This window comes from Mesorhizobium sp. P171375, from assembly GCF_057786075.1.
The window spans coordinates 4740387-4764467 of record NZ_JBYNWF010000001.1 but is presented as its reverse complement, the minus strand read 5'-3'; the positions used below and the strand labels follow the sequence as shown (position 1 = coordinate 4764467).

At 62.4% G+C, this 24081-nt stretch carries 22 protein-coding genes and 1 pseudogene; 15 read left to right on the top strand and 8 right to left on the bottom strand.

Features of this window, described 5'->3' with window-relative positions; all coding sequences use genetic code 11:
- Window positions 1–10: 10 nt before the first annotated feature.
- A complete protein-coding gene (locus ACYHH6_RS23105) occupies window positions 11–802 on the top strand; it encodes an ATP12 family chaperone protein (RefSeq protein ID WP_352585994.1) in 792 nt (263 codons plus the stop codon).
- A gap of 180 nt (window positions 803–982) precedes the next feature.
- Window positions 983–2869 carry an MFS transporter gene (locus tag ACYHH6_RS23100; protein ID WP_352585995.1) on the top strand — a complete coding sequence of 629 codons (1887 nt, stop codon included), beginning with the start codon at window positions 983–985 and terminating at the stop codon, window positions 2867–2869.
- A gap of 97 nt (window positions 2870–2966) precedes the next feature.
- Here the strand turns inward: ACYHH6_RS23100 and ACYHH6_RS23095 are convergent, their stop codons facing one another.
- A complete protein-coding gene (locus tag ACYHH6_RS23095; protein WP_352585996.1) occupies window positions 2967–3164 on the bottom strand; it encodes a DUF2735 domain-containing protein in 198 nt (65 codons plus the stop codon).
- Window positions 3165–3482: 318 nt separating this feature from the next.
- Between ACYHH6_RS23095 and ACYHH6_RS23090 the strand changes: the two genes are divergently transcribed.
- The gene (locus ACYHH6_RS23090) at window positions 3483–4523 is read left to right on the top strand and encodes a glutamine synthetase beta-grasp domain-containing protein (RefSeq protein WP_192254256.1); all 1041 of its coding nucleotides are present in this window, start codon (window positions 3483–3485) and stop codon (window positions 4521–4523) included.
- A gap of 135 nt (window positions 4524–4658) precedes the next feature.
- Here the strand turns inward: ACYHH6_RS23090 and glnA are convergent, their stop codons facing one another.
- On the bottom strand, window positions 4659–6068 hold the full coding sequence (glnA, locus tag ACYHH6_RS23085) for a type I glutamate--ammonia ligase (RefSeq protein ID WP_352585997.1): 1410 nt from the start codon (window positions 6066–6068) through the stop codon (window positions 4659–4661).
- A 76-nt stretch (window positions 6069–6144) separates the two neighbouring features.
- Window positions 6145–6483 (bottom strand): P-II family nitrogen regulator, encoded by a 339-nt coding sequence (locus ACYHH6_RS23080; RefSeq protein ID WP_006205430.1) that lies wholly within the window; start codon window positions 6481–6483, stop codon window positions 6145–6147.
- Window positions 6484–6855: 372 nt separating this feature from the next.
- On the opposite strand from ACYHH6_RS23080, the gene ACYHH6_RS23075 reads away from it, so the two are divergent.
- Together ACYHH6_RS23075 and ACYHH6_RS23070 are read left to right on the top strand one after the other, a co-directional pair.
- Window positions 6856–8394: an NAD(P)H-hydrate dehydratase gene (locus ACYHH6_RS23075; protein ID WP_352585998.1), complete on the top strand. Its 1539-nt coding sequence runs from the start codon at window positions 6856–6858 to the stop codon at window positions 8392–8394.
- Window positions 8391–10397, top strand: coding sequence for a hypothetical protein (locus tag ACYHH6_RS23070; protein ID WP_352585999.1), 2007 nt, complete (start codon window positions 8391–8393; stop codon window positions 10395–10397). Before ACYHH6_RS23075 ends, ACYHH6_RS23070 begins: the two co-directional genes overlap by 4 nt.
- A 26-nt stretch (window positions 10398–10423) precedes the next feature.
- Here ACYHH6_RS23070 and ACYHH6_RS23065 read toward each other — a convergent pair whose 3' ends face one another.
- A complete protein-coding gene (locus ACYHH6_RS23065) occupies window positions 10424–11956 on the bottom strand; it encodes an acyl-CoA carboxylase subunit beta (protein WP_352586164.1) in 1533 nt (510 codons plus the stop codon).
- Window positions 11957–12019: 63 nt separating this feature from the next.
- Between ACYHH6_RS23065 and ACYHH6_RS23060 the strand changes: the two genes are divergently transcribed.
- From ACYHH6_RS23060 to ACYHH6_RS23050, 3 genes are all read left to right on the top strand, one after another.
- On the top strand, window positions 12020–12256 hold the full coding sequence (locus tag ACYHH6_RS23060; protein ID WP_352586000.1) for a CopG family ribbon-helix-helix protein: 237 nt from the start codon (window positions 12020–12022) through the stop codon (window positions 12254–12256).
- 6 nt (window positions 12257–12262) lie between these two features.
- Entirely contained in the window at window positions 12263–12550 is a 288-nt protein-coding gene (locus tag ACYHH6_RS23055) for a type II toxin-antitoxin system RelE/ParE family toxin (protein WP_352586001.1), read from the top strand.
- A gap of 357 nt (window positions 12551–12907) precedes the next feature.
- The gene (locus ACYHH6_RS23050; RefSeq protein WP_435053296.1) at window positions 12908–14326 is read left to right on the top strand and encodes a DEAD/DEAH box helicase; all 1419 of its coding nucleotides are present in this window, start codon (window positions 12908–12910) and stop codon (window positions 14324–14326) included.
- A 99-nt stretch (window positions 14327–14425) separates the two neighbouring features.
- Here ACYHH6_RS23050 and ACYHH6_RS23045 read toward each other — a convergent pair whose 3' ends face one another.
- Both ACYHH6_RS23045 and ACYHH6_RS23040 read right to left on the bottom strand, forming a co-directional pair.
- Window positions 14426–15400 (bottom strand): alpha/beta hydrolase, encoded by a 975-nt coding sequence (locus ACYHH6_RS23045; RefSeq protein WP_352586003.1) that lies wholly within the window; start codon window positions 15398–15400, stop codon window positions 14426–14428.
- Between the two features lie 71 nt (window positions 15401–15471).
- Window positions 15472–16293: an SDR family oxidoreductase gene (locus ACYHH6_RS23040; protein ID WP_352586004.1), complete on the bottom strand. Its 822-nt coding sequence runs from the start codon at window positions 16291–16293 to the stop codon at window positions 15472–15474.
- Between the two features lie 216 nt (window positions 16294–16509).
- Here ACYHH6_RS23040 and ACYHH6_RS23035 point away from each other — a divergent pair, with 216 nt between their 5' ends.
- From ACYHH6_RS23035 to ACYHH6_RS23010, 6 genes and pseudogenes are all read left to right on the top strand, one after another.
- The gene (locus ACYHH6_RS23035) at window positions 16510–17544 is read left to right on the top strand and encodes a cysteine synthase A (RefSeq protein ID WP_352586005.1); all 1035 of its coding nucleotides are present in this window, start codon (window positions 16510–16512) and stop codon (window positions 17542–17544) included.
- A complete protein-coding gene (locus tag ACYHH6_RS23030) occupies window positions 17544–18287 on the top strand; it encodes an alanyl-tRNA editing protein (protein WP_352586006.1) in 744 nt (247 codons plus the stop codon). The genes ACYHH6_RS23035 and ACYHH6_RS23030 overlap by 1 nt, the downstream gene beginning before the upstream one ends.
- A 39-nt stretch (window positions 18288–18326) precedes the next feature.
- The gene (gene sseA, locus ACYHH6_RS23025) at window positions 18327–19178 is read left to right on the top strand and encodes a 3-mercaptopyruvate sulfurtransferase (RefSeq protein ID WP_352586007.1); all 852 of its coding nucleotides are present in this window, start codon (window positions 18327–18329) and stop codon (window positions 19176–19178) included.
- 5 nt (window positions 19179–19183) lie between these two features.
- Window positions 19184–19747: a GNAT family N-acetyltransferase gene (locus tag ACYHH6_RS23020; RefSeq protein ID WP_112562354.1), complete on the top strand. Its 564-nt coding sequence runs from the start codon at window positions 19184–19186 to the stop codon at window positions 19745–19747.
- 96 nt (window positions 19748–19843) lie between these two features.
- A pseudogene (locus ACYHH6_RS23015) lies at window positions 19844–20403 on the top strand (OmpA family protein).
- 154 nt (window positions 20404–20557) lie between these two features.
- Window positions 20558–21025 (top strand): DUF1203 domain-containing protein, encoded by a 468-nt coding sequence (locus tag ACYHH6_RS23010; RefSeq protein ID WP_352586165.1) that lies wholly within the window; start codon window positions 20558–20560, stop codon window positions 21023–21025.
- A gap of 486 nt (window positions 21026–21511) precedes the next feature.
- Here the strand turns inward: ACYHH6_RS23010 and ald are convergent, their stop codons facing one another.
- Entirely contained in the window at window positions 21512–22627 is a 1116-nt protein-coding gene (ald, locus tag ACYHH6_RS23005; protein WP_352586008.1) for an alanine dehydrogenase, read from the bottom strand.
- Between the two features lie 156 nt (window positions 22628–22783).
- On the opposite strand from ald, the gene ACYHH6_RS23000 reads away from it, so the two are divergent.
- Window positions 22784–23257 carry an Lrp/AsnC family transcriptional regulator gene (locus tag ACYHH6_RS23000; protein ID WP_023668897.1) on the top strand — a complete coding sequence of 158 codons (474 nt, stop codon included), beginning with the start codon at window positions 22784–22786 and terminating at the stop codon, window positions 23255–23257.
- Here ACYHH6_RS23000 and ACYHH6_RS22995 read toward each other — a convergent pair.
- On the bottom strand, window positions 23254–23922 hold the full coding sequence (locus ACYHH6_RS22995) for a 5-formyltetrahydrofolate cyclo-ligase (RefSeq protein WP_352586009.1): 669 nt from the start codon (window positions 23920–23922) through the stop codon (window positions 23254–23256). The two genes, ACYHH6_RS23000 and ACYHH6_RS22995, sit on opposite strands and share 4 nt — an antisense overlap.
- Window positions 23923–24081 lie beyond the last annotated feature (159 nt).

Sequence of the window (24081 nt, the reverse complement as noted above, 5' to 3'; positions counted from 1 at the left end):
AAGTTCTACCATGCGCGATATCCTCAACGACCTCGAAGCAGGCAAGCAGCTGTCCGATCCGGATCCGGTGCGCCGCGCCCAGATCCAGATGAAGACGCATCTGCCGAAGCGCTTCTACAAGGACGTTTCCGTCGTGCCGGTGGACGACGGCTTTGCCGTGCATCTCGACGGCAAGCCGGTGCGCACGCCAAGCAAGGCGTTGCTGGCGTTGCCGACGGAGAAGGCGGCACAGTTGGTAGCCAGCGAATTCGCAGCGCAAGGCGAGACCATCGATCCCGTCACGATGCCGGTGCTGCGTCTGGTCAACACCGCCATTGACGGCGTCGCCAGCGACCCGCAGGCGGTGCTGGAGGACGTCTTGCGCTTCGCTTCGTCCGATCTGACCTGCTACCGCGCCGACGCGCCGCAGGGGCTGGTCGAGCGCCAGAACGAGCATTGGGACCCGGTCCTCGACTGGGTGAGGGCGACATTAGGGGCTCGGTTCAACCTCGCCGAGGGCATTATCCATGTCGAACAGCCGCGCGAGAGCATTGCGGTGCTCGGCGCCCATCTTGCCCAGCGCGCCGAGCCGCTGCGGCTAGCCGCAATCCACGTCATGACGTCGCTGACCGGGTCGGCGCTGCTGGCGCTTGCGGTCGACTATGGCGCGCTCGATGGCGATGCGGCTTGGGCCGCCGGCCATGTCGATGAGGATTGGCAGGCCGAGCATTGGGGCCAGGATGCAGAGGCGGTGGCACGCCGCTCGGCCCGCAAGCGCGACATGATGGCCGCCGTCAGCCTGCTGGAAGCGCTCAAAGCCTGATCTCCAGTCTTTGCCGCACTGCACCTAATACGAAAGTCATAAACCCAAGGTCTCTCTGCCTCCGACTGCCGCTTTCTGTCATTTTTTACGCCGATGGCTGGGCTGAGTCGCGTTCAGAGGGAACGCCGACGGTGACGCGTGGCATCGAAGACAGACGGGATCTCACGGGAGGACATTTCCATGGCAATGGCATCGACCGCCGGCGGAAGCAGCCGCGGCATGACACGGGAAGAGAAGAAAGTCATCTTCGCTTCCTCGCTCGGCACGATTTTCGAATGGTATGATTTCTATCTCTATGGCGCATTGGCGGCCGCGATCGGCAGCACATTCTTCGCCACTTATCCTGAGGCGACGCGCAACATCTTCACATTGCTGGTTTTCGCCGCCGGCTTCCTGGTGCGTCCGTTCGGCGCGCTGGTGTTCGGCCGCATCGGCGATCTCGTCGGCCGCAAATACACATTTCTTGTCACCATCACGATCATGGGCCTGTCGACCTTCCTGGTCGGCCTGCTTCCCGGTTCGGCGAGCTGGGGCATTGCGGCGCCCATCATCCTGGTTGGGTTGCGCATGCTGCAGGGCCTGGCGCTTGGCGGTGAGTACGGTGGTGCGGCGACCTATGTCGCCGAACACGCTCCCGACGACCGCCGAGGGTTCTATACGTCGTGGATCCAGACGACGGCCACGCTTGGCCTTTTCCTGTCGCTGATCATCATCCTGATCGTACAGAATTCGCTGAGCAAAGAGGATTTCACGGCTTGGGGCTGGCGCATTCCATTCCTGGTCTCGGCCATCCTGCTCGCCATATCGGTCTGGATTCGCCTGTCGCTTGCCGAATCGCCGACCTTCCAGCGCATGAAGGACGAGGGCAAGGGCTCCAAGGCGCCGCTCACGGAAGCCTTCGGCCAGTGGAAGAACGCCAAGATCGCGCTTCTGGCGCTGTTCGGCCTCACCGCTGGCCAGGCCGTGGTCTGGTACAACGGCCAGTTCTATGCGCTGTTCTTCCTGGCCAATGTGCTCAAGGTCGATCCGCAGTCGGTCAACATCATGATCGCGATTGCGCTGGCGCTCGGCTCGATCTTCTTCGTCGTGTTCGGCTGGCTCTCCGACAAGGTCGGCCGGAAGCCGATCATCATGGCCGGTCTGGCCCTGGCGATCGTCACCACCTTCCCGCTGTTCAAGGCGCTGACCTGGGCCGCCAACCCGGCGCTCGCCACCGCGCAGCAGAACACGCGTGCCACGGTGACCGCTGCACCGGGAGACTGCAAGTTCCAGTTCAATCCGACCGGAACACGCAAGCCTCTCACTTCGTGCGATATTGCGACGGACTTCCTTGCCAAGAGCTCCGTACCCTACGACATCGTTACGACGGCGGCACCGGGAACCGCGGCCAGTGTGAAGATTGGCACCGAAACGGTGGCGTCCTATGATGCCGTGGCAGCCGCAGACAAGGCGACTTCAAACGACGCTGCCTTCAAGAAGGCGGTCAACCTAGCGCTTCAGGACAGCGGCTATCCGCTGAAACGTGCTGCCGCCAAGGTTGCCGACCAAAAGCTCGACGCCTTTGTCGCGGCCAATCCCGAACTGAAACTCGACGCGGCAGCCATTCGCGCCGGTGAAAAAGCCACTGTCCCGCTCGCCCAGGCGGTCAAGGACAAGCTGCTGACGGCGGATGACGCCGCCGGCGCCACCGACGTGACGGTCTACAGTGTTCCGGCGGCCGGTGCGTTCTCGATGTTTGCCGACCCGGCAGCCGTCAACTGGGCAAAGGTCATCGGCATCCTGTTCATCCTGGTCGTCTACGTGACCATGGTCTACGGGCCGATCGCGGCGATCCTGGTCGAGATGTTCCCGACCCGCATCCGCTACACCGGTATGTCGCTGCCATATCACATCGGCAATGGCTGGTTCGGTGGCCTGCTGCCGGCGATCGTGTTCGCGCTCAGCGCCTCCAAGGGCGATATCTATTATGGCCTCTGGTATCCGGTGGTGATCGCGGCGATGTCGCTGATCATCGGCATGATCTTCGTCAGGGATACGCTGGGAACCGACCTGCACACCAAGCAGTAGGCGCTGTTCCTGCGTTCAACAAAAAACCCGGCGCGAGCGATCGCGCCGGGTTTTTCTTTTGTTCAGGCCTGCTTTTCAGCTGTTGGCCCGGAAACGGCTAGCTCTTGCGAGGCTGCCCGGCTTCCGCGATAGCGGCCTCATGATACCAGGCCTCGCCATGGTCGCGCGGGTGATCGCGCAATGAGGCAAGCTCTGCCGCGAACTTAGCCTTGACGCCTAAATTTGAGGCAGCCGCACGCGCTGCCAGCGGGAACATCAGGATTTCTGCCGACGGACGGGCTGACGTGATTTCCATTGTCGGTCTCCTTTCTTCTGGAGAGGCTTGGCGATTCATCTTTCCATCAAAGTAGGTCCTGCAATCCGTTTAGGCAAGATGCACAAAGAAAGATCAGCATTTGCCTGTAATTTAAGCAAATTCCACTTTTGATTGATCCCGGCGCATTGCTTAGGCGGCTTGGCTGAATCGCCGCGATGAAAGGGCAATTTTGACGCACCCCGCACAGCGGAAATGGCACATGACTTGCATTTTATCGACCGGCAGCCGGTCTGCCGGATGGCTCGGCGCGCGCCGGCGTCATCCAGCTTCGGTGATCAAGCAACGAGAGGCTCTAGAATGACGAAATACAAGCTCGAGTACATCTGGCTCGATGGATACACCCCGGTCCCCAATCTGCGCGGCAAGACCCAGATCAAGGAATATGCCGAGTTCCCGACGCTCGAGCAGCTGCCGCTGTGGGGCTTCGACGGCTCCTCCACACAGCAGGCCGAAGGCCACAGCTCCGACTGCGTGCTGAAGCCGGTCGCCGTGTTCCCCGATCCGGCCCGCACCAATGGCGTGCTGGTGATGTGCGAAGTGATGATGCCCGATGGCGTGACGCCGCATGCCTCCAACAAGCGCGCCACCATCCTCGACGACGAGGGCGCCTGGTTCGGCTTCGAGCAGGAGTATTTCTTCTATAAGGACGGCCGTCCTCTCGGCTTCCCCGAGAGCGGCTACCCGGCCCCGCAAGGCCCGTACTACACCGGCGTCGGCTACTCCAATGTCGGCCCGGTCGCCCGCCAGATCGTCGAGGAGCATCTCGACCAGTGTCTCGCCGCCGGCATCAACCATGAAGGCATCAACGCCGAAGTGGCCAAGGGCCAGTGGGAATTCCAGATTTTCGGCAAGGGTTCCAAGAAGGCCGCCGACCAGATGTGGATGGCCCGCTATCTCCTGCAGCGCCTGACCGAAAAATACGAGATCGACATCGAGTATCACTGCAAGCCGCTCGGCGACACCGACTGGAACGGCTCGGGCATGCACGCCAACTTCTCGACCGCCTACATGCGCGAAGTCGGCGGCAAGGCCTATTTCGAAGCGCTGATGGCTGCCTTCGACAAGAACCTGATGGACCACATCGCCGTCTACGGCCCGGACAATGACAAGCGCCTGACCGGCAAGCACGAGACCGCACCGTGGAACCGGTTCAGCTACGGCATCGCCGACCGCGGCGCCTCGATCCGCGTGCCGCATTCCTTCGTCAACAATGACTACAAGGGCTATCTGGAAGACCGCCGCCCGAACTCGCAGGGCGACCCCTACCAGATCGCCTCGCAGATCCTGAAGACGATCGCGGAGGTTTCGACCAGCGCGCAGGTTTCGGCGGCGGCTTGAGCATTCGTTGAGGCGGAGACTTGGTCTCCGCCTCGGCCTGTTCTTCCGACATCTGACGCCTGACATCAGTCGTCTGGTCAAACAAAAAACCCCGGCGTCTCCGCCGGGGCTTTTCTTTGTCTCTGAACCGATCGCTCAGACCGAGTAGTACATGTCGTATTCGACCGGGTGCGGGGTCATTTCGAAGCGCATCACTTCGGCCATCTTCAGCTCGATGTAGCTGTCGATCTGGTCGTCGTCGAAGACGCCGCCAGCTTTCAGGAAGCCGCGGTCCTTGTCGAGGCTCTGCAGGGCTTCGCGCAGCGAACCGCAGACGGTCGGGATCTTCTTCAACTCCTTCGGCGGCAGGTCGTAGAGATCCTTGTCCATCGGCTGTCCCGGATGGATCTTGTTCTTGATGCCGTCGAGGCCGGCCATCAGCATGGCGGCGAAAGCGAGGTAGGGGTTCGCGCCCGGATCAGGGAAGCGGACCTCGACACGCTTGGACTTTGGCGATGAGCCGAACGGGATGCGGCACGAGGCCGAGCGATTGCGCGCGGAGTAGGCGAGCAGCACCGGCGCTTCATAGCCAGGCACCAGGCGCTTGTAGGAGTTGGTCAGCGGGTTGGTGAAGGCGTTGATCGCCTTGGCGTGCTTGATGATGCCGCCGATGTAGAACAGGCAGCTTTCCGACAGGCCGGCATATTCGTTGCCGGCGAAGGTCGGCTTGCCGCCCTTCCAGATCGACTGGTGGACGTGCATGCCCGAGCCGTTGTCGCCGAAGATCGGCTTCGGCATGAAGGTGGCCGTCTTGCCATAGGCATTGGCAACCTGGTGCACGACGTACTTGTAGATCAGCATCTTGTCGGCGTTGCGGACCAGCGTGTCGAACTTGATGCCGAGCTCGTGCTGGGCGGCAGCCACCTCATGGTGGTGCTTTTCGACGCGCACGCCCATTTCGGCGAGCACGGTCAGCATTTCGGAGCGCATGTCCTGCGCGCTGTCGATCGGCGGCACCGGGAAATAGCCGCCCTTGATGCGCGGACGGTGGCCAAGGTTGCCGGTCTCGTAATCGGTGTCGTCGTTCGACGGCAGTTCGGTCGAGTCCAGCTTGAAGCCGGTGTTGTAGGGGTCCGCCTTGTACTTCACGTCATCGAAGACGAAGAACTCGGCTTCCGGGCCGACATAGATGGTGTCGCCGATGCCTTCGGCCTTCATGTAGGCCTCGGCCTTCTTGGCGGTGCCGCGCGGGTCGCGGTTGTAGGATTCCCCGGACACCGGATCGAGGATGTCGCACAGGATGACCATGGTCGACTGGGCGAAGAACGGATCCATATGGACGGTGTCGGGATCGGGCATAAGCACCATGTCGGACTCGTTGATCGCCTTCCAGCCGGCAATCGAGGAGCCGTCGAACATGACACCGTCGGCGAACATGTCTTCCTCGACCTCGATGACATCCATCGTCACGTGCTGCAGCTTGCCCTTCGGATCGGTGAAGCGCAGGTCGACGAATTTCACGTCGTTGTCCTTGATCTGCTTCATGATGTCTTTGGCTGTCGTCATGTCATTTCTTCCCTGTCTGATGACGTTTCGAGGAGTTGTCGGAAATCAGATACCGAGATATCTGAAATCAGAAACCTCAGACGGCGTCCATCCCCGTTTCGCCAGTACGGATGCGAACGACTTCCTCGATGTTGGAGACGAAGATCTTGCCGTCGCCGATGCGCCCGGTCTGGGCCGCCTTGCGGATGGCTTCGATCGCGCCTTCAACCGCATCGTCGCCAAGCACGACTTCGATCTTCACCTTGGGCAGGAAGTCGACGACATATTCGGCGCCGCGATAGAGTTCGGTGTGGCCTTTCTGGCGGCCGAAACCCTTGGCTTCGGTAACGGTGATGCCTTGCAGCCCGGCCTCCTGAAGCGCTTCCTTCACTTCGTCTAGCTTGAACGGCTTGATGATCGCTTCGATCTTTTTCATGTAAAAAGTGGCCTCCACTGCCAAAAAGACGGGTTGTGCGCCCCGCTTGCGCCTCCATCAAGCACGAACTGTGCCAATTTCAGCCCACGAGAAGCGGTTTCGCGCAATTCCAATGCCGCGCCGGGCCGGGATGCACATTCGCGTCATCCACTGCTTCGGAAGCGGCGCGGGTGTTCGGAGCCTACACATTGCCGCTCCTGACGTCTGCACGATAATTAGGCAGGTCGCGCATTTTGCGGGCGCGCGCGGATCCGCGGCGCCAGCCTACGAAAGGATTGGCCGCACGCCATCTCGGCGGCTGGCCGTTTGCTTCGAACCCGAAACTGGACAATGCTTGACCGGAACAAAGAGGCGAATGCGGATCGGCAATCCATGAGCAATGAAGTCTTGTCGCCGGCCGAGATGGGCGAGGCCGACCGGCTGGCAATCGCGGCCGGTCCGCTCGACGGCTACGGCCTGATGCAGCGTGCAGGCGAAGCCGTCGCTGCCGTGGTTCTAGCGCGCTATCCCGCGGCAAGCCGCGTGCATGTGCTGTGCGGCCCCGGCAACAATGGTGGCGATGGTTATGTCGTGGCGCGGTTGCTGGCGGAGGCAGGTGTGAATGTCGCCGTCTGGGCCGAAGGCAAACAGAAAGCGGGGAGCGATGCTGCGCGGGCGTCGGAGGCCTGCAATCTGCCGGTCAACCATCTGAATGATTTCGATACCACAGAAGGCGAGGTTGTCGTCGACGCTCTGTATGGCGCCGGACTATCGAAGTACCTTTCTCCTTACGCTGACGCGGCTTCAGGGATCAGCGCAGCGGAGAAAGTGCCAGTCGTCTCAATCGATTTGCCGTCAGGCGTGTCGGGCGAAACTGGGCAGATGAGGGGGTATTTCGACGCCGCTGTGACAGTGACTTTCGTGCGAAAAAAGCCCGGCCATCTTCTAATGCCGGGACGCAGGGTGTGTGGCGAGATCATCGTCGCCGATATCGGCATTCCGGATGCGATCGTCGACCAACTCAAGATCGAGGCATTCGAGAACACGCCGGAGCTTTGGCTGCGGTGGTACTTCCCGAGAACGGCTGTCGATGCCCATAAATACAAGCGTGGCCATGTCGCCGTCTTCTCCGGTGGGCCAAGCTCGACCGGGGCTGCGAGGTTGTCGGCCCTTGCTGCAGCTCGAATCGGGGCGGGGGCAGTAACGGTCCTTTCGCCCGGGAATTCCATGCAGGTGAACGCCGGGCATCTGACATCGATCATGTTGCGCAAGGCCGATACAATTGCAGACATCGACGAGTTTGTGAGCGAACGCCAGCCATCGGCATATGTGCTCGGCCCCGGATTTGGCTTTGGCGACAAGGCCCGCGATTTTACCTTGCGGTTGCTTGCCCAAGAACCTGTCTATGACATGCAACGTAGAATCGATTTGGGTGGTATCGTGCTGGACGCCGATGGCATCACGGCGTTTCGCGACGATCCTGCGGCATTGTTCGAGGCGGCAGGCCGTGTCGGAGCACCGCCATTGATCATCACACCGCACGAAGGCGAGTTTGGCCGATTGTTCCCGGACATCGTCGGCGACAAGAAAAGCTCCAAACTGACCAAGGCGCGAGCGGCTGCCAAGCTTGCGAACGCAGTTGTCATCTACAAGGGCACCGACACGGTGATCGCGGCGCCCGACGGCAGGGCGGCAATCAACGCCAATGGTGCGCCATGGCTCGCTACGGCCGGGTCGGGCGATGTCCTTGCAGGCATCGTCGCCGGATTGCTGGCACAGGGCATGGCGTCCTACCAAGCGGCCTGTGCCGCTGTCTGGATTCACGCCGAAGCCGGCAGGCGTTTTGGGCCGGGGCTGATCGCCGAGGATCTGCCGCTGGCTCTGGTGCCAGTTTTGCGAGAATTGATCGAAAGCCAACCGGACCTTCGATGAAACGTCTTGCTGTCCTTTTCATCACGCTGGTCATGGCCGCACTCGCGACACAGTCGACGAATGCCGCCGAGCAGCCGGTGACCATCGTCGACGATCCGGCGGTGCTCGCTGCTCTCGACGCCAAAGGTTTTGGCTTCGCCGGTCTTTTCGCCGTCGATGGCGGGGACGATCTGAAGACGCTCTACAGCGAGGCGCCAGCCTATCGTGCCGTTGCCGACATGGTGGCGGCCGATGTTGCCACGCTGCGGGTCGAGATGAAGGCCGGCGGGCGCACGCTCTATGAGGTGACCGACGGCAATGTCGGCCGCATCATGGACATGCGCTGGCTGAAGACCGAGGCGGCGCGCTTCCGCCTGGTCGGCGTCGTCAACCGGCTCGACCGGCGCGAATTCGGTGCGCTGCAAGGCGACAAGAGCTGCGGCGACGTGCGCTTCATCTATCGCCTGGCCTACAGTTTCAAAAAGAACGGCAAGGTCCTTGCCTCGCGCCTGCCGTTCAACTTCAACGCCGTCTACAGCGTGGCGCCCGATGCCGATGGCGGTTGCGTCGGCGTTGCCGGACGCTGGACACCGCAGCTCGACGAAAATGTCGATGCCGGCTGGCTCGCCGGCGGGCCGCTGGCACCGGAGGAACTGACGTTCAAGCAGCTCGAGCTCAACGCGCAAGTGGTGCGGTTCCCCTCGGGACAGGAGACCGAGTTCGGCGGGCAGGCGGCCTACCTCATGCGGATTTTTGGCATCGATGGCGCTGCGGTCAGCGAGAAGCCGTTGGAGAACACGCCTGACACTGCGCGGCTTTCGGGCGATGCGGCGCTGAAGAAAAGGCTCGCCGACTATGTCAGCGCCAATGTCGCGGCGGTCGATCTCGGCGTCTATGAAATCCCCGACGAGTTTCTGGCGAAGAAGGTCATCTCGTGGTCGACTTTCGGCAGCGCGAGGCAGGCCAACCATCCGTTCACGCCACTGTTTGCGCCCGCGGATTTCGCCGGCCTCGACTATGCGGCGCTGAAACTGGTGCGCACGCCGGAGGCGCTGGTCGAGCGGCTGGACAATGGCGCCTGCCAGGGCTGTCACCAGGCGGGTTCGACCGCCGGCTTTCATTTCATCGGCCTCGACGACAAGACGACGTCGCCGCTCAACCGCATCGAAGTCGGCATCTCGCCGCATCTCCATGCCGAGATTCCGCGACGCCAGGCCTGGCTGCGCGCTGCGGCAGAGGGCAAGGAGCCGAACCGATACCGGCCGCTGTCCTTCGCGCCGCCGGCGACGTGGACCGATGCCGGCGATGTCGATTACGCGCCGGCCGAGATGGCTATGCCGTGCCTGATGCCCGACGACGAAAAACGCTTCGGCGCGACCTGGCAATGCGGCGGCGGCACGGTCTGCACGCCGCTAGCGACCGCGTCAGGCGTTCGCACCACGCTGGCGCAATGTCTGCTGCCCAAGGACAGCCCAAAGATGTTTTCCGGCCATCCCTGCCTGACCGGGTCGATCGCCAGCAACCCGTCGCAGCCTTTCAACGACCGCTACAAGATCACCGGCCAGTTCGCCGCTTTCGCACCGACCTTTTCGCGAACAGCGTATACCTGCCGGCCGCCGAAGATCGGCGTGCCGGCAGGCATCGCCTACCGCGCCTGCGACGACAAGGACCGCAGCTTCGCCGCCTTCAAGAAGGGCAAGCCGATGCCCGATGAAATCTGCGGGATGGTCGGCGGCAAGAAGTTCGACACCTGCGTGGCGACCAACAATTTCGACCAGTGCCTCGGCGGCGCGGTCAATCGCGGCAACCGTCCCGCCTGCTCGGCCGATCATTTCTGCCGCGAGGACTATATGTGCCAGTCGCTGCCGCCGGACACGCCGGGTGCTGGCAAGGTGAAGGGCATCGGCTTCTGCTCACCAACCTATTTCATCTTCCAGATGCGCATCGACAACCACGCAACACCATGGGTCAGCGCTACCGCCGCCACAAGGGATGCGGGGTTCGGCGCTGCGGAAGAGGAGTAGGGTTTCTCAAGGGTTGTCTGGAAGTATTACAACGGGATGTTGTCGTGCTTCTTCCAGGGGTTCTGCATGTCCTTGTTGCGCAGCATCCTGAGCGCGCGGGCAATGCGGCGGCGAGTCGAGTGCGGCATGATCACCTCGTCGACATAGCCGCGTTCGGCGGCGACGAAGGGCGACAGGAAGCGATCCTCGTAAGCCTTTGTATGGGCTGCGATCCTATCCGCGTCGCCGATATCCTTGCGATAGATGATCTCGACCGCGCCTCGCGCGCCCATCACCGCGATCTGCGCCGTCGGCCAGGCATAGTTCATGTCGCCGCGCAGATGTTTTGAGGCCATCACGTCATAGGCGCCGCCATAGGCTTTGCGGGTGATGACGGTGATTTTTGGGACGGTCGCCTCGGCATAGGCGAACAGCAATTTGGCGCCGTGTTTGATCAGGCCGCCATATTCCTGCGCGGTGCCGGGAAGGAAGCCCGGAACATCGACGAAAGTGACGATGGGAATGGAAAAACAGTCGCAGAAGCGCACGAAGCGCGCCGCCTTGCGGCTGGCGTCGGAATCGAGCACGCCGGCCAGCACCATCGGCTGGTTGGCGACGAAGCCGACGGTGCGGCCTTCGACGCGGCCGAAACCAGTGACGATGTTCTTGGCAAAGCTCTGCTGGATCTCGAAGAAATCGCCTTCATCGGCAACTTTGAGGATCAGCTCCTTGATGTCGTAAGGTTTGTTGGCGTTGTCCGGGATCAGCCGGTCGAGCGACAGATCGTGGTCGGTGACCGACTGGTAGCATTCGATCTCGGGAAGCTCGGACGTGTTGGATGCCGGCAGCAGATCGACCAGCCGGCGCATCTGCAACAGCGCCTCGACATCATTGTCGTAGGCGCCGTCGGCAATCGATGACTTTGTCGTGTGCACGGAGGCGCCGCCCAGGCTCTCGGCGGTCACCGTCTCGTTGGTGACGGTCTTCACCACATCCGGCCCGGTGACGAACATGTAGGAGGTATCGCGCACCATGAAGATGAAGTCGGTCATGGCGGGCGAATAGACGTCGCCGCCGGCGCATGGGCCCATGATCACGGAAATCTGCGGGATGACGCCCGAGGCCAGCACGTTGCGCTGAAAAATCTCGGCATAGCCGCCAAGCGCCGCCACGCCTTCCTGGATGCGGGCGCCGCCGGCATCGTAGAGGCCGATGATCGGCGCCCGGTTGCGCAGCGCCATCTCCTGCACCTTGATGACCTTCTCGGCATGCGCCTCCGACAGCGAGCCGCCGAACACGGTGAAATCCTTGGCGAAGAGATAGACCGGGCGGCCATTGACCGTGCCCCAGCCGGTGACGACGCCATCGCCGGCGATCTTGGTCTTCTCCATGCCGAAGTCGGTCGAGCGGTGTTCGACATACATGTCGAACTCCTCGAACGAGCCTTCGTCGAGGAACACCTCGATGCGTTCGCGCGCGGTCAGCTTGCCCTTCTTGTGCTGGGCGTCGATGCGCGCCTTGCCGCCGCCCATGCGGGCGATGTCGCGGCGGCGCTCGAGTTCCTTCAGCACGTCCTTCATCGCTCGGTCCCCCATGCGCGATACTTCTTGGCAGGCATTCGCCAGATATGGCAGAATAAGCCTATGAAGAACAACGTAGAAATATCCGAGGATCTGAACCGCCGGATTGAAATGCTGACCTCGCGCTCGACACTTACGCGCGATCAGATCATTGAGGACGCCCTGTCCCATGGGCGTTCGCTGGCGAGGCAGGAAAAGTGGGTTGCCGGCGTTCAGGCGGGAATAGAGGCTGCCGACCGCGGCGATTTCGCCAATGAAGAGGAGATCGCGACCGTTCTCAACAAGTACAGTCAGGCATGAGCCTCGGTGCGAATTGTCTGGACCCGACACCATCTGATCGAGCTTGCGTCAATCGGCGATTACATCGGCCAACATAATCCGCGGGCTGCTGCCCGGGTGGTCAAGGAGATTCATTCAAAGACCGCCAGGCTGTTGTCTGCCAATCCGTTTATCGGCCGAGTTGGCGAGATCAAAGGCACGCGTGAGTTGGTGATTCCGGGCACGCCTTATATTGTCGCGTATCGGGTAAAGGACACTCAGATGGAAATCCTGTTTGTCCAACACGGCGCCAGGAAATGGCCCGATGAGGTTTAAGCGGACATTTCCAACCGCTTTCTAGCCGCCTTTGCTGCGCTGCAACATGACGCCCCTTGCATTCCGGGCCGAACTCAGCCATATGCAACCCATAGGCGCTTGGGCCGGGAGATTCCGGCCTTCTCGACAAATGAGACTGGTTGCGTCTGTTTTCCCTCTTTCCGGTTGATCGGCAAGGTGGCGGAAAAGCCCCGTGGCATGATGCCTGCGGGCACGACAGCGCAGCCGAGTGGACGTTTCCGTCCGCCCGCCTTGTCGTTTCATATCAGATTTTTCGACGGCAGGTTGCGCCCTGCCGCATCGATGTTTGCGGCTAAGGCCGCGTGAAAGAAGACTATTTTGACCAACGAAAACACTATGACCGGTAGCAACACAGTGACCGGCAACACTGCGGAACTCACCGGTTTCGCAGCCCTTGGAATCACCGGCGCGCTGCTCAAGGCGACCCATGGCGCCGGCTTCACCGAGCCGAAGCCGATCCAGACGCAGGCGATCCCGCCGCAGATGGAAGGCCGTGACATTTTCGGTATCGCCCAGACAGGCTCCGGCAAGACCGCGGCCTTCGCGCTGCCGATCCTGTCGAAGATCATCGCGCTCGGCACCAAGCGCCGGGCCAAGACCACCCGTGCGCTGATCCTGGCGCCGACGCGCGAGCTCGCCGTGCAGATCGAGGACACCATCAAGATCCTCGCCAAGGGCGCGCATGTCTCGACCGCGCTGGTGCTTGGCGGCGTTTCGCGCTTCAGCCAGGTGAAGAAGGTTGCGCCCGGCGTTGACATCCTGATCGCCACGCCCGGCCGTCTGACCGACCTGGTGCGCGAGGGTGACCTCATTCTCTCCGACACCAAATGGCTGGTGCTGGACGAGGGCGACCGCATGCTCGACATGGGCTTCATCAACGACGTCAAGCGCATCGCCAAGGCGACCGCGCCCGACCGTCAGACCGTCCTGTTCTCGGCCACCATGCCCAATGAAATCGCCGAGCTGGCGAAGGGCCTGTTGAAGAACCCGATCCGTGTCGAAGTCGCGCCGCAAAGCACCGCGGCGGCCGAGATCGTGCAAGGCGTCGTCTTTGCCCGCACCAAGCAGAAGCGCCAGGTGCTGTCGACCATGCTCGCCGACGCGGCGATGAAGTCCGTCATCATCTTTTCGCGTACCAAGCATGGCGCCGACCGGGTGACCAAGGACCTTGAGCGCGACGGCTTCAAGGCTGCCGTCATCCACGGCAACAAGTCGCAGAACGCCCGCCAGAAGGCGCTCAACGATTTCCGTGAAGGTTCGGTGCGCATTCTCGTGGCGACCGACATCGCGGCCCGCGGCATCGACGTCCCCGGCATCAGCCATGTGGTGAATTTCGACCTGCCGGACGAAGCGGAAAGCTATGTCCACCGCATCGGCCGCACCGGCCGTAACGGCATGGACGGCATTGCGATCACGCTTTGCGATCCTTCGGAAAACAGCAAGCTGCGCCAGGTAGAGCGCATCATCCGCAGCAAGCTGCCGATCGTTGCCGATCATCTCGGCAGCCCCGATCCGGTGCGCAATCCGGCCGAAAAGAACGAGCGCTTCGAGCCGGCCAATGATCGCAACGACCGCAATGGCCGTCGCGACGGCAGGCGCCCCGGTGGCCAGAACAACGGCTTCGGCAAGAAGCGCTTTGGCGACAAGCCGGCCTTTGCAGGTGCGGGCGAGCGCAAGCCGGAAGGCGCCAAGGCCTTCAAGGGCAACAACAAGCGCCGCTTCGACGGCAAGCGCCCCGCGGCGCGGGCTGCCTGATCGGACACATCGACCAGGTGCGTCGCCCCTGGCTTGATTACTGACTGTAGACATGAGGACGGCCCGAGCAACGCTCCGGCCGTCCTTTTCGTTTTGCGGCTACTCGGTAATTGCCTTCACCCAGACCACAATCCGCTGCGCCAGAAAAGCCGTGGTCGAGGGCGACAGCGCGTCGCCGGCAATGACGTGGTTGTCCGGATCGCCATTGTCGTCGACCGGCACCAGTTCGTGCGCGGCGCCCCAGCGGCCGGCGATTTCGCGGGTGCGGTCTTCGCGCACCACACTGTCCGAATCCGAGAAGATGAACAGGGCCGGTATATCAGCCTTCTCCACCGGTGCTGCGTAGGCGAGCTCGGTCAGTGCCGCCATCGGCAGTACGGCCGCCATCGGATAGGTGTGCGTCCAGAGTTTCTCGTGCAGCGCATTGCGGGTGGGAAAGCTGCGCTCCTTGCCGCCGACGAGTTCGGCGATCTGCCTACCCCAGGGCATGGTCAGCAGCTCGGCGCCCGAGGCCCTGACGCCGAAATTCGGCGAGATGAACGCGATTGCGGCGACGCCGTCCGACGCGCCAGGCTCAGTCGCTGCCCATGCCGCCAGCGAGCCGCCGGTCGAGGTACCGATGACGATCACCTTGTCGCCAATGGCCCGGCCGATGGCGAGCGCCTCCTCATAGTCGTTGATCCAGGCGTTGACGCTGCCTTGCGCCATTGCGGCGCCGTCCTGCCCATGGCCGGTGAGGCGGGTGTAAAAGAGGTTGGCGTCGAGCTGGTCGGCGACCTCGTCGGCCAGCGGGCGAACCTCGCCCTTCGATGCCGAAAAGCCGTGGATATAGACGATCGCCAACGGCGTCTTGGCGTGAACCATCGGGTCGGCCCAGATGATTTCTTTCTCAAGCCCGTCGCGGATGTTGGGCACGGCTGCCTCTTCACGCGCCAGATAGGCCTGCGGATCATCGCCGATCACTTTGGGATCGAAATGGATCGTGGTGTCGACGGCAACGCGCGGACCAAGCAGGACGGCCAGGATGAGGATGACGACGACGCCCAGCACTGCCAGCACGATCCGTCGCCCCATCGCAGACTCCACGCAACAAATCTCAACCTATGGCGGCCGCTGCACCCAAGCAACAGCCGGCCTGTGGACAGTTATTCGTTCGGCGGCTTGCGATCGAAATTCAGTGGCCGGCCTGTCCAGCGGGTCGCGGTGCTAATGAACCAGCGGCAGACCGGCCTCGGCAGCAGCGCCAGCAGCTTCAGCCCCCAACTCAGCCGGCGCGGGAAGGTGACCTCGAAGCCGCCCTTTTCGATGCCGCGCAGCATGCGCCGCGAGGCACGGTTGACCGGCATCAGTCCCGGCATCGGCAGCATGTTCTTTTCGGTCAGCGGTGTGTCGATGAATCCCGGATTCATCACCTGGACGCGGACATTCATCTTGTCGAAATCGTATTTCAGCGACTCGGCCAGGATGTTGATCGCCGCCTTCGAACCGCCATAGGCCGCCGTGGTCGGCCAGCCGAAATAGGCGGTCACTGAGCCGACAAGCACGATATGGCCGCGCGCGCGGATACGCATGCGCTCCATCAGCGGGACGAGACCATTGATGATGCCGAAATAGTTGACCTCGAAGGATTGGCGAAAGTCGCGGACCCTAAGGTCTTCGCCGGGCGTGGCGATGTAGTTGCCGGCGTTGAAGACAGCGAGCACGATCGGGCCGAGATCCTTTTCGATCGCCGCCACAGTGCTTGCCATGCGCGGCTCGTCGGTGACGTCGCAAGGGTAGGCAACCACGCGTCCCGGCATCTGTGCCGTGTCGACGATGAGCGCGTCGATCGGATGCTCGTCAAGCGCGCTCACCGCGACGACAAAGCCCTTTGCCGCAAGGTCCTTGGCCAGAGCACGGCCGATGCCGCTGCTGCCGCCGGTGATCCAGGCGACGCCGTGCTTCGGGTTGGCCCGGTAAAGTGTCATTCTGCGCCCTGCCGATCTGTCATTAGTGCTCTAGCGGTGAAAAAATCGAATGAAAAGAGCGCTTTTCCGCACAAGGTTGAAATGATCGTCATCGCGCGTCATCTGGCGGCAGGAGATTGCAGTACCCGAAATGCGACTGGACCAGGCGAATTCTTGCCTTGAAACGCAAGCTTCGGGTTTCTAGGGTCTCGCCGCAGCTACATGAAGGAATCCCGGATGCCCCGTTCTGTGATCGAAGCAATCGGCAACACGCCCCTGATCCGCCTCAACAAGGCTTCGGAGCTGACCGGCTGCGAGATCCTGGGCAAGGCCGAGTTCATGAATCCGGGCCAATCTGTCAAGGATCGCGCTGGCCTGTTCATCATCCGCGACGCCGAACAGCGCGGGCTGTTGAAGCCGGGCGGCGTCATCGTCGAAGGTACGGCCGGCAATACCGGAATTGGCCTGACGCTGGTCGCCAAGGCGCTGGGCTATCGCACCGTGATCGTCATTCCCGACACGCAGAGCCAGGAGAAGAAAGACACGATCAAGCTGCTTGGCGCGGAATTGATCGAGGTGCCGGCGGTGCCTTACAAGAACCCCAACAACTATGTGAAACTGTCGGGGCGGCTGGCCGAGCAGATGGCGCGTTCCGAGCCGAACGGCGCGATCTGGGCCAACCAGTTCGACAATGTAGCCAACCGCGACGGCCATATCCGCACCACCGCGGAAGAAATCTGGACGCAGACAGGCGGCAAGGTCGACGGCTTCGTCTCGGCTGTGGGTTCGGGCGGCACGCTGGCCGGCGTCGCCTTCGGGCTGAAGGCCAAAAGCAAGGACATCAAGATCGCGCTCGCCGATCCGCTCGGCGCCGCGCTTTACTCCTTCTACACCAGTGGCGAATTGAAGTCCGAAGGCAGCTCGATCACCGAAGGCATAGGGCAGGGGCGCATCACGGCCAATCTCGAAGGGTTCACGCCGGACTTCTCGTTCCAGGTTCCGGATGAGGAAGCGCTGCCGATCGTCTTCGACCTGATCCAGGAAGAGGGCCTGTGCGTCGGCGGTTCGACCGGTATCAACATTGCCGGCGCGATCCGGCTGGCGCGCGAGCTTGGCCCGGGCCACACCATCGTGACCATCCTGGCCGACTACGGCACGCGCTACCAATCGAAGCTGTTCAACCCGGACTTCCTGCGCGAGAAGCACCTGCCGGTACCGGGCTGGATGGACGAGCGCAGCACAATTTCAGTGCCGTACGAGAAGGTCGCCTGATGGCGCACAAGTCCGAAGCGCTGTTTCGCGACGACGCCTATTTGAAGACGGCCGAAGCCACGGTGGTCGCGATCAACGAGCGTGGCGGCATCATTCTCGACCGGACGATCTTCTACGCGACATCGGGTGGCCAGCCCGGCGACACCGGCACATTGGAGCGCGCCGACGGCAGCCGCATTGCCATTGCCGCCACCATCACCGGCGAGACCAAGGACGAGATCATCCATGTGCCGGCGCCGGAGCAGCCGGTGCCCGAAATTGGCGAACGGGTGAAACTCGCCATCGACTGGGAGCGGCGCCATCTCCTGATGCGCATGCACGCCGCCTGCCACCTGCTCACCGTCGTCTGTCCGTTTCCGATCACCGGTGCCGCGGTTTCCGAGGATGACAGCCGTGTCGACTTCGACGCTCCGGAGGCCGGCTTCACCAAGGAAGATGTTACCGCCGGGTTGATGGAGCTTGTGCTTGCCGATCATCCGATCTTCATCAGGCTGATCACCGACGAGGAACTGGCGGCCAATCCGGGCCTGGTGAAATCCAAGAATGTCCGCCCGCCGGTCGGCACCGGCAAGATCCGCCTGGTCTGCATCGGCGACAACGCTTCGGTCGACAGCCAGCCCTGCGGTGGCACCCACGTCAAAAGCACCCGCGAGATCGGCGAGATCCACATCGGCAAGATCGAAAAGAAGGGCCGCGAGAACCGGCGTTTTCGCATTCGCTTCGGACCGATGCCTGTGGCTTGAAACCAAGATGCTTCGCGTGCGCGGGGCGGGAGAAAAACAATGGCCGATGACAGCCCTTTCACCGTCGATGCGGACTGGTTGCAGAGCCGGCTTGGCGAGCCCGGCCTGACGATCGTAGATGCGTCCTGGTATCTGCCGGCGCAAAAGCGCGATGCGCGCGCCGAGTATGAGGCGGCGCATATTCCGGGCGCGCGCTTCTTCGATCACGATGCGGCCTCGGACCCGGATGCCAAGCTGCCACACACGCTGCCGTCGCCGCAGCATTTCGCGCAATATGTCGGCACGATGGGCATTTCGGCCGACGACACCATCGTCATCTATGACGGCCCAGGTTTCTTCTCGGCGCCGCGCGCCTGGTGGATGTTCCGCGTCATGGGCGTGTTCCAGGTCTATGTGCTGGACGGCGGCTTCGACCGCTGGAAGGCGGCGGGCCGGCCGGTGACCGCGGAACCGACGAAGATCGCGCCGAATGTGTTTCATGCCGATTTCGATGCCGCCCGGGTCGCCAGCCTCTCCGACATGCGCCGCATCGTCGAAACGAAAGAGAGTCAGATTGCGGACGCCCGTGGCGCCGGCCGCTTCACCGGAACCGAACCCGAGCCGCGCGCCGGTGTCCGCTCCGGTCACATGCCTGGCGCGCGCAACCTGCCTTATTCGGCGCTGTCGCAAGATGGCGAGCTGTTGTCGAAGGATAGGCTGCGCAAGGCCGTTGAGGATGCCGGCATCGATCTGTCGAAGCCTGTCGTCACCTCGTGTGGCTCTGGCATCACCGCAGCTGTCGTCACGCTGGCGCTGGAGACGCTTGGCCACACCGATAACAGGCTCTACGACGGCTCATGGACCGAATGGGGCGGGCTGGCCGATACGCCCGTTGCAACGGGCAAGGAATGATGGCGATGGAAAACGGCGCGTTGGACGACATCGAGGTTACGGTGACGTTTCTGGAAATGCATGTACCACCGGCCTATTCGCCGCCGGTGCCCTACAACAAGCAGATCGCGCTGTTGAAAACCAAGGACATTCCGCTGCATTTCTACCGCTACCTGATGGATCGGGTGGGGCGCAAATGGCATTGGGTCAATGTGCTGCGGCTGGACGATGACGAGCTTGCGGCCGGCATTCACCGCGAGGACCGCGACATCAGGGTGCTTTACCTCGACGGCGCGCCGGCGGGGTTCTTCGACCTCAAGCCGCATCTGCCGGAAGAGGTCGAGCTCGCTTATTTCGGCATGATGGAGCATGCGACCGGGCAAGGCATCGGCCGCTGGTTCCTTGGCGCGGCGATCGCCGCCGCCTGGTCCTACGGGCCGAAACGGGTGACGGTGCAGACCTGCACGCTCGACCATCCGGCCGCCTTGCCGCTCTACCAGAAGCTCGGCTTTGCGCCGGTGGCGCAAAAGAAGGAGACCGTGCATCCGCTGCCTTTTGCCGAACGCTCGGCCAGCGTCATGCGGCCCTAGTCTCTCCGAAAGCTGAACCAGCCGTTCATCGGCGCTTCAGGCTGCCTTTGCCATGGTGGCGTCAACACTGATGGGGCCGTTGCCGAGGAGAAAGATATGCTGAGCCGACGTACATTTGCCGCAGCGCTGATTGCAGTGCTTGCCGTGCCGACCCTTGGGCCGACCTTGGCCGCCGCACAGGCGACCACGCCATCGGCGGCAACGATCGAGCGACAGCTCGACGCGGCGCCCCGCGCCCGAACCAGCGCGTCACCATCCGCGAATTCAAACGGCGGCCGGATCTGAGGCGCCAGGCGCGCTCGATCGACATCCAGTCGATCAATTTCGCCTTTGGCTCGGCGGCCATTTCCAGTTCGCAATACGGCAAGATCGAGAACATCGCCGACGCGCTGGAGCGCATCCTGCGCCGCGATCCCCGCGCCCGCGTGCTGATCGAAGGCCACACCGATGCGGTCGGCTCCTTCCAGTCGAACCAGGTCCTGTCGGAGCAACGCGCCGCCTCGCTGAAGCGCACGCTGGTGCGCGAATTCGGCGTGCCGGGCCATGCGCTGGAAACCGTCGGTTATGGCGAGGAATTCCTGCTGGTGCAGACCCAGGACGAGAACTGGCGCAACCGCCGTGTGACGCTGCGCCGCTTCGACGATTTCATCCGCTGACCAGGACAGGTTTCTGAAGCAATGTTTCTGCAGTCCGGCCTGAAATGGCCGGGCTGCTGGCCGTCTCACAGCCTTGGCAGGAATCGGGTGGGAGGCACCTGCGTGGCGGCATATTCTCAGGGTCAAAGACACCGGAGATTCAGCCATGACCGTCATGACCGTTCAGTTCAAAGCCTTGCCGACAGAAGACGTCAGAGCGCTGCAGCGCGGCGGTCCGGACGCCTATGGGCAGACGCCCGAACGCAGGATTTCCGATGGTGACGGCGTGCCTTGCCGGCATTGCCTGAGAAACGTCGCCGAAGGTGATGGCTATCTGATCCTGGCCTACCGGCCGTTTCCTGAGTTGCAGCCCTATGCCGAGACCGGACCCATCTTCCTGCATGCGCAGGAGTGCGAACGCGCCGCCGAGACGGAAGCGCTTCCCGACATGCTCGAGGGCAGCGACTATATCGTGCGCGGCTATGGAGCCGATGACCGCATCGTCTATGGCAGTGGCGGCGTCATCCCGACGGACGCCATTGCGGCGCGGGCGAAGACGCTGTTTGAGCGCGATGACATCGCCTATGTCCATGTCCGCTCTGCACGCAACAATTGCTATCAGTGCCGCATCGAGCGCGCGTGACGGCGACGCAAAAAAATGCCCGCCGGTCGTCTGGCGGGCAGTTGGGAGCCGTGTGACGGAGCTGCTGCCGAAGAGGCCTGCATAGGAGACATCAGGCGTTCGGGAGGCGGCTGGGGCCGTCAAGTTGGCGATATCTGTCTGCGCAGGTTTTTCGATTGCCTGATGTGAAGCACTTCACACAGCGCCCAGCGATCGTCGGAACATGGCGGTGCGTAGCCGGAGCTGGCTGAGAGCTGTCGCACTGCCGTCGCATTCATACGCTAAAAGGGAGACGTTGATGGATTTGCCGACCGCGGATGAACCGGCGGGAATCTTGACGACTGAGGAAGCGGGGCTTTGGCTCCGCTTTTTTGTTTTGAGCAAACTGGTCGAGATTTGAGCAGTGGTGGAATTCTCAGCCATCGGATAGAACTGCTTGAATTGCCAAGAAAAAACCCGCCGGAGCGAACCGGCGGGCGAGACAGGAGGAAACGCTTTTTGGTGAAATCAGGCGGCCAGAACCGCCTTCGGTTCGACCAGCTCGTAGCCGAGCGCTTCGGCGACAGCGCGGTTGGTGATCTTGCCCCTGTGGACATTCAACCCGTTGCGCAAATGATGGTCGTCAACGAGCGCCTTCAGGCCCTTGTCGGCCAACTGCAGGCCATAATGCAGCGTCGCGTTGTTGAGCGCGTGCGCTGAGGTGACCGGCACAGCGCCCGGCATGTTGGCGACGCAGTAATGGATGACACCGTCGACTTCGTAGGTCGGATCGGCATGGGTGGTGGCATGCGAGGTTTCGAAGCAGCCGCCCTGGTCGATGGCGACATCGACCAGCACCGAACCCTTCTTCATGCCCGACAGCATTTCACGGGTCACCAGCTTCGGTGCCGCCGCGCCCGGGATGAGCACGGCGCCGACGACGATGTCGGCGGAGAAGCATTCTTCTTCTAGCGCCTCGACAGTCGAATAACGGGTGTGGACACGGCCGGCAAAGAGGTCGTCGAGCTGGCGCAGGCGCGGGATCGAACGGTCGATGATGGTGACGTCGGCGCCAAGGCCGGCGGCCATGCGGGCCGCATGCAGGCCGACGACGCCGCCGCCGAGCACTGTGACTTTACCGGGCAGCACGCCGGGCACGCCGCCGAGCAGCACGCCGCGGCCGCCATTGGCCTTCTGCAGCGCCGTGGCGCCGGCCTGGATCGACAGGCGGCCGGCGACTTCCGACATCGGCGCCAAGAGCGGCAGGCCGCCGCGGTCGTCGGTCACGGTCTCATAGGCGATTGCCGTGACGCCGGAGGCGAGCAGGCCCTTGGTCTGCTCGGGATCGGGAGCCAGGTGAAGATAGGTGTAGAGGATCTGGCCATCGCGCAGCTGCACCCATTCATTGGGCTGCGGCTCCTTGACCTTGACGATCATGTCCGACTTGGCGAACACATCTGCGGCGGTCTTGGCAATGATGGCGCCGGCGGCGCGATAGGCATTGTCATCGGCGCCGATGCCGGCGCCGGCGCCGGTTTCGACCAGCACTTCATGGCCATGCGCGACATATTCGCGGACAGAGCCCGGCGTCAGGCCGACGCGGTATTCGTGGTTCTTGATTTCCTTGGGGCAACCGACGCGCATTCTTCTTCTCCTGATCCGGCCCTTTGGGCTCGTTCCCTGTATGAACACAGTGAACCACGAATCGTTGCGCAGGTGTTTGCGAATGCGCTTGCGCGGGATTGCACGTTTCGATAATCGTTGCGCGAAATCGCAGGATTTTCGCAGGAATCACGAAAAATGCCGCTCGACAGGATTGATATCGCCATTCTCGAGGCACTGCAGAAGGATGGGCGCATACCCAATGCGGCGCTCGCCGAGAGGGTCGGCCTTTCGCAGTCGGCCTGCTCGCGGCGCCTCGACAATCTGGAGAAATCCGGCACCATCCGCGGCTATCACGCCCGGCTTTCGAACGCCGCGCTCGGCCACCAGATGACGGCGATCGTGCATATATCGCTGTCGGGACAATTCGAAAAGACACTGTCGGATTTCGAGGCGGCGATCAAGCGCTGCCCGAATGTACTGTCCTGCCACCTGATGTCAGGCGAATACGACTACATCCTGCGCATCGCCGCCAAGGACCTGGTCGACTATGAGCGCATCCATAAGGAATGGCTGTCGGCGATGCCGCATGTGACCAAGATCAACTCGTCATTTGCCTTGCGCGAGATCGTTGATCGCACGGCCATGGGCATGAAGCCGGAATTGGCTTAGGCCCAAGCCTCGGTCACCAGCTGGTCCATCGGGATGTCGTGCGGCTGCGGGTAGATAGTGGCGATGTTTTGCAACTCGTAGCCGACGCCGATGACCAAAGGCTTGAACGGCATAGCCGCCAGCGTCCGGTCGAAGAAGCCTCCGCCATAGCCCAGCCGGTAATTGCGCGGATCGATACCGACGATCGGCGAAATGACGATGTCGGGCAGCACCGGATCGCCCTCGGCGGGGATGGGGATATTCCAGACGCCTTTTTCCAGCCGGTCGCCAGGCGCATAGGCACGGAAGATCAGTGGCTGTCCCTTCTCGATGACGATGGGGAGGGCGGTGCGGCCGCCTCGCTGGTTGACCGATGCCATCCAAGGCCGCAGGTCGGGCTCGCCGCGAAACGGCCAGTAGAGGCTGACCATGCGGCCGGCAATGTCGCCGATCATGGCATCGAGACCTTCAGCTATACGCTGCGACATCGCCGCCCGCGCATCGGCCGAAACCGCCAGCCGCGCACCGATCAGCCGTTCGCGCTCCGCCTTGCGCCAGCGCCTGACATCGGTCCAGTCGGAGAGCGGCGCCCGGAATTCCGGATCGAGTTCATGCATGAAGCAGGGCGGCGAGGAATATTGCGCCGGACCTTTGCCATCCTTGGCGCTGTCATCGTCGTTGGCCATGCCTCACTCCCGTGGTTCCTGTCCCTGGAAGGCTATACCCGTCTCAGCCTGACGACATAGGCATTCGCGACATGTGGGGACGAGTCCTTGGCAGCCTTGATGCATGGCAGTCTTGCGAGCCGCGACATTGTTGCGGTGCACAAAAATCACTAGATAAGG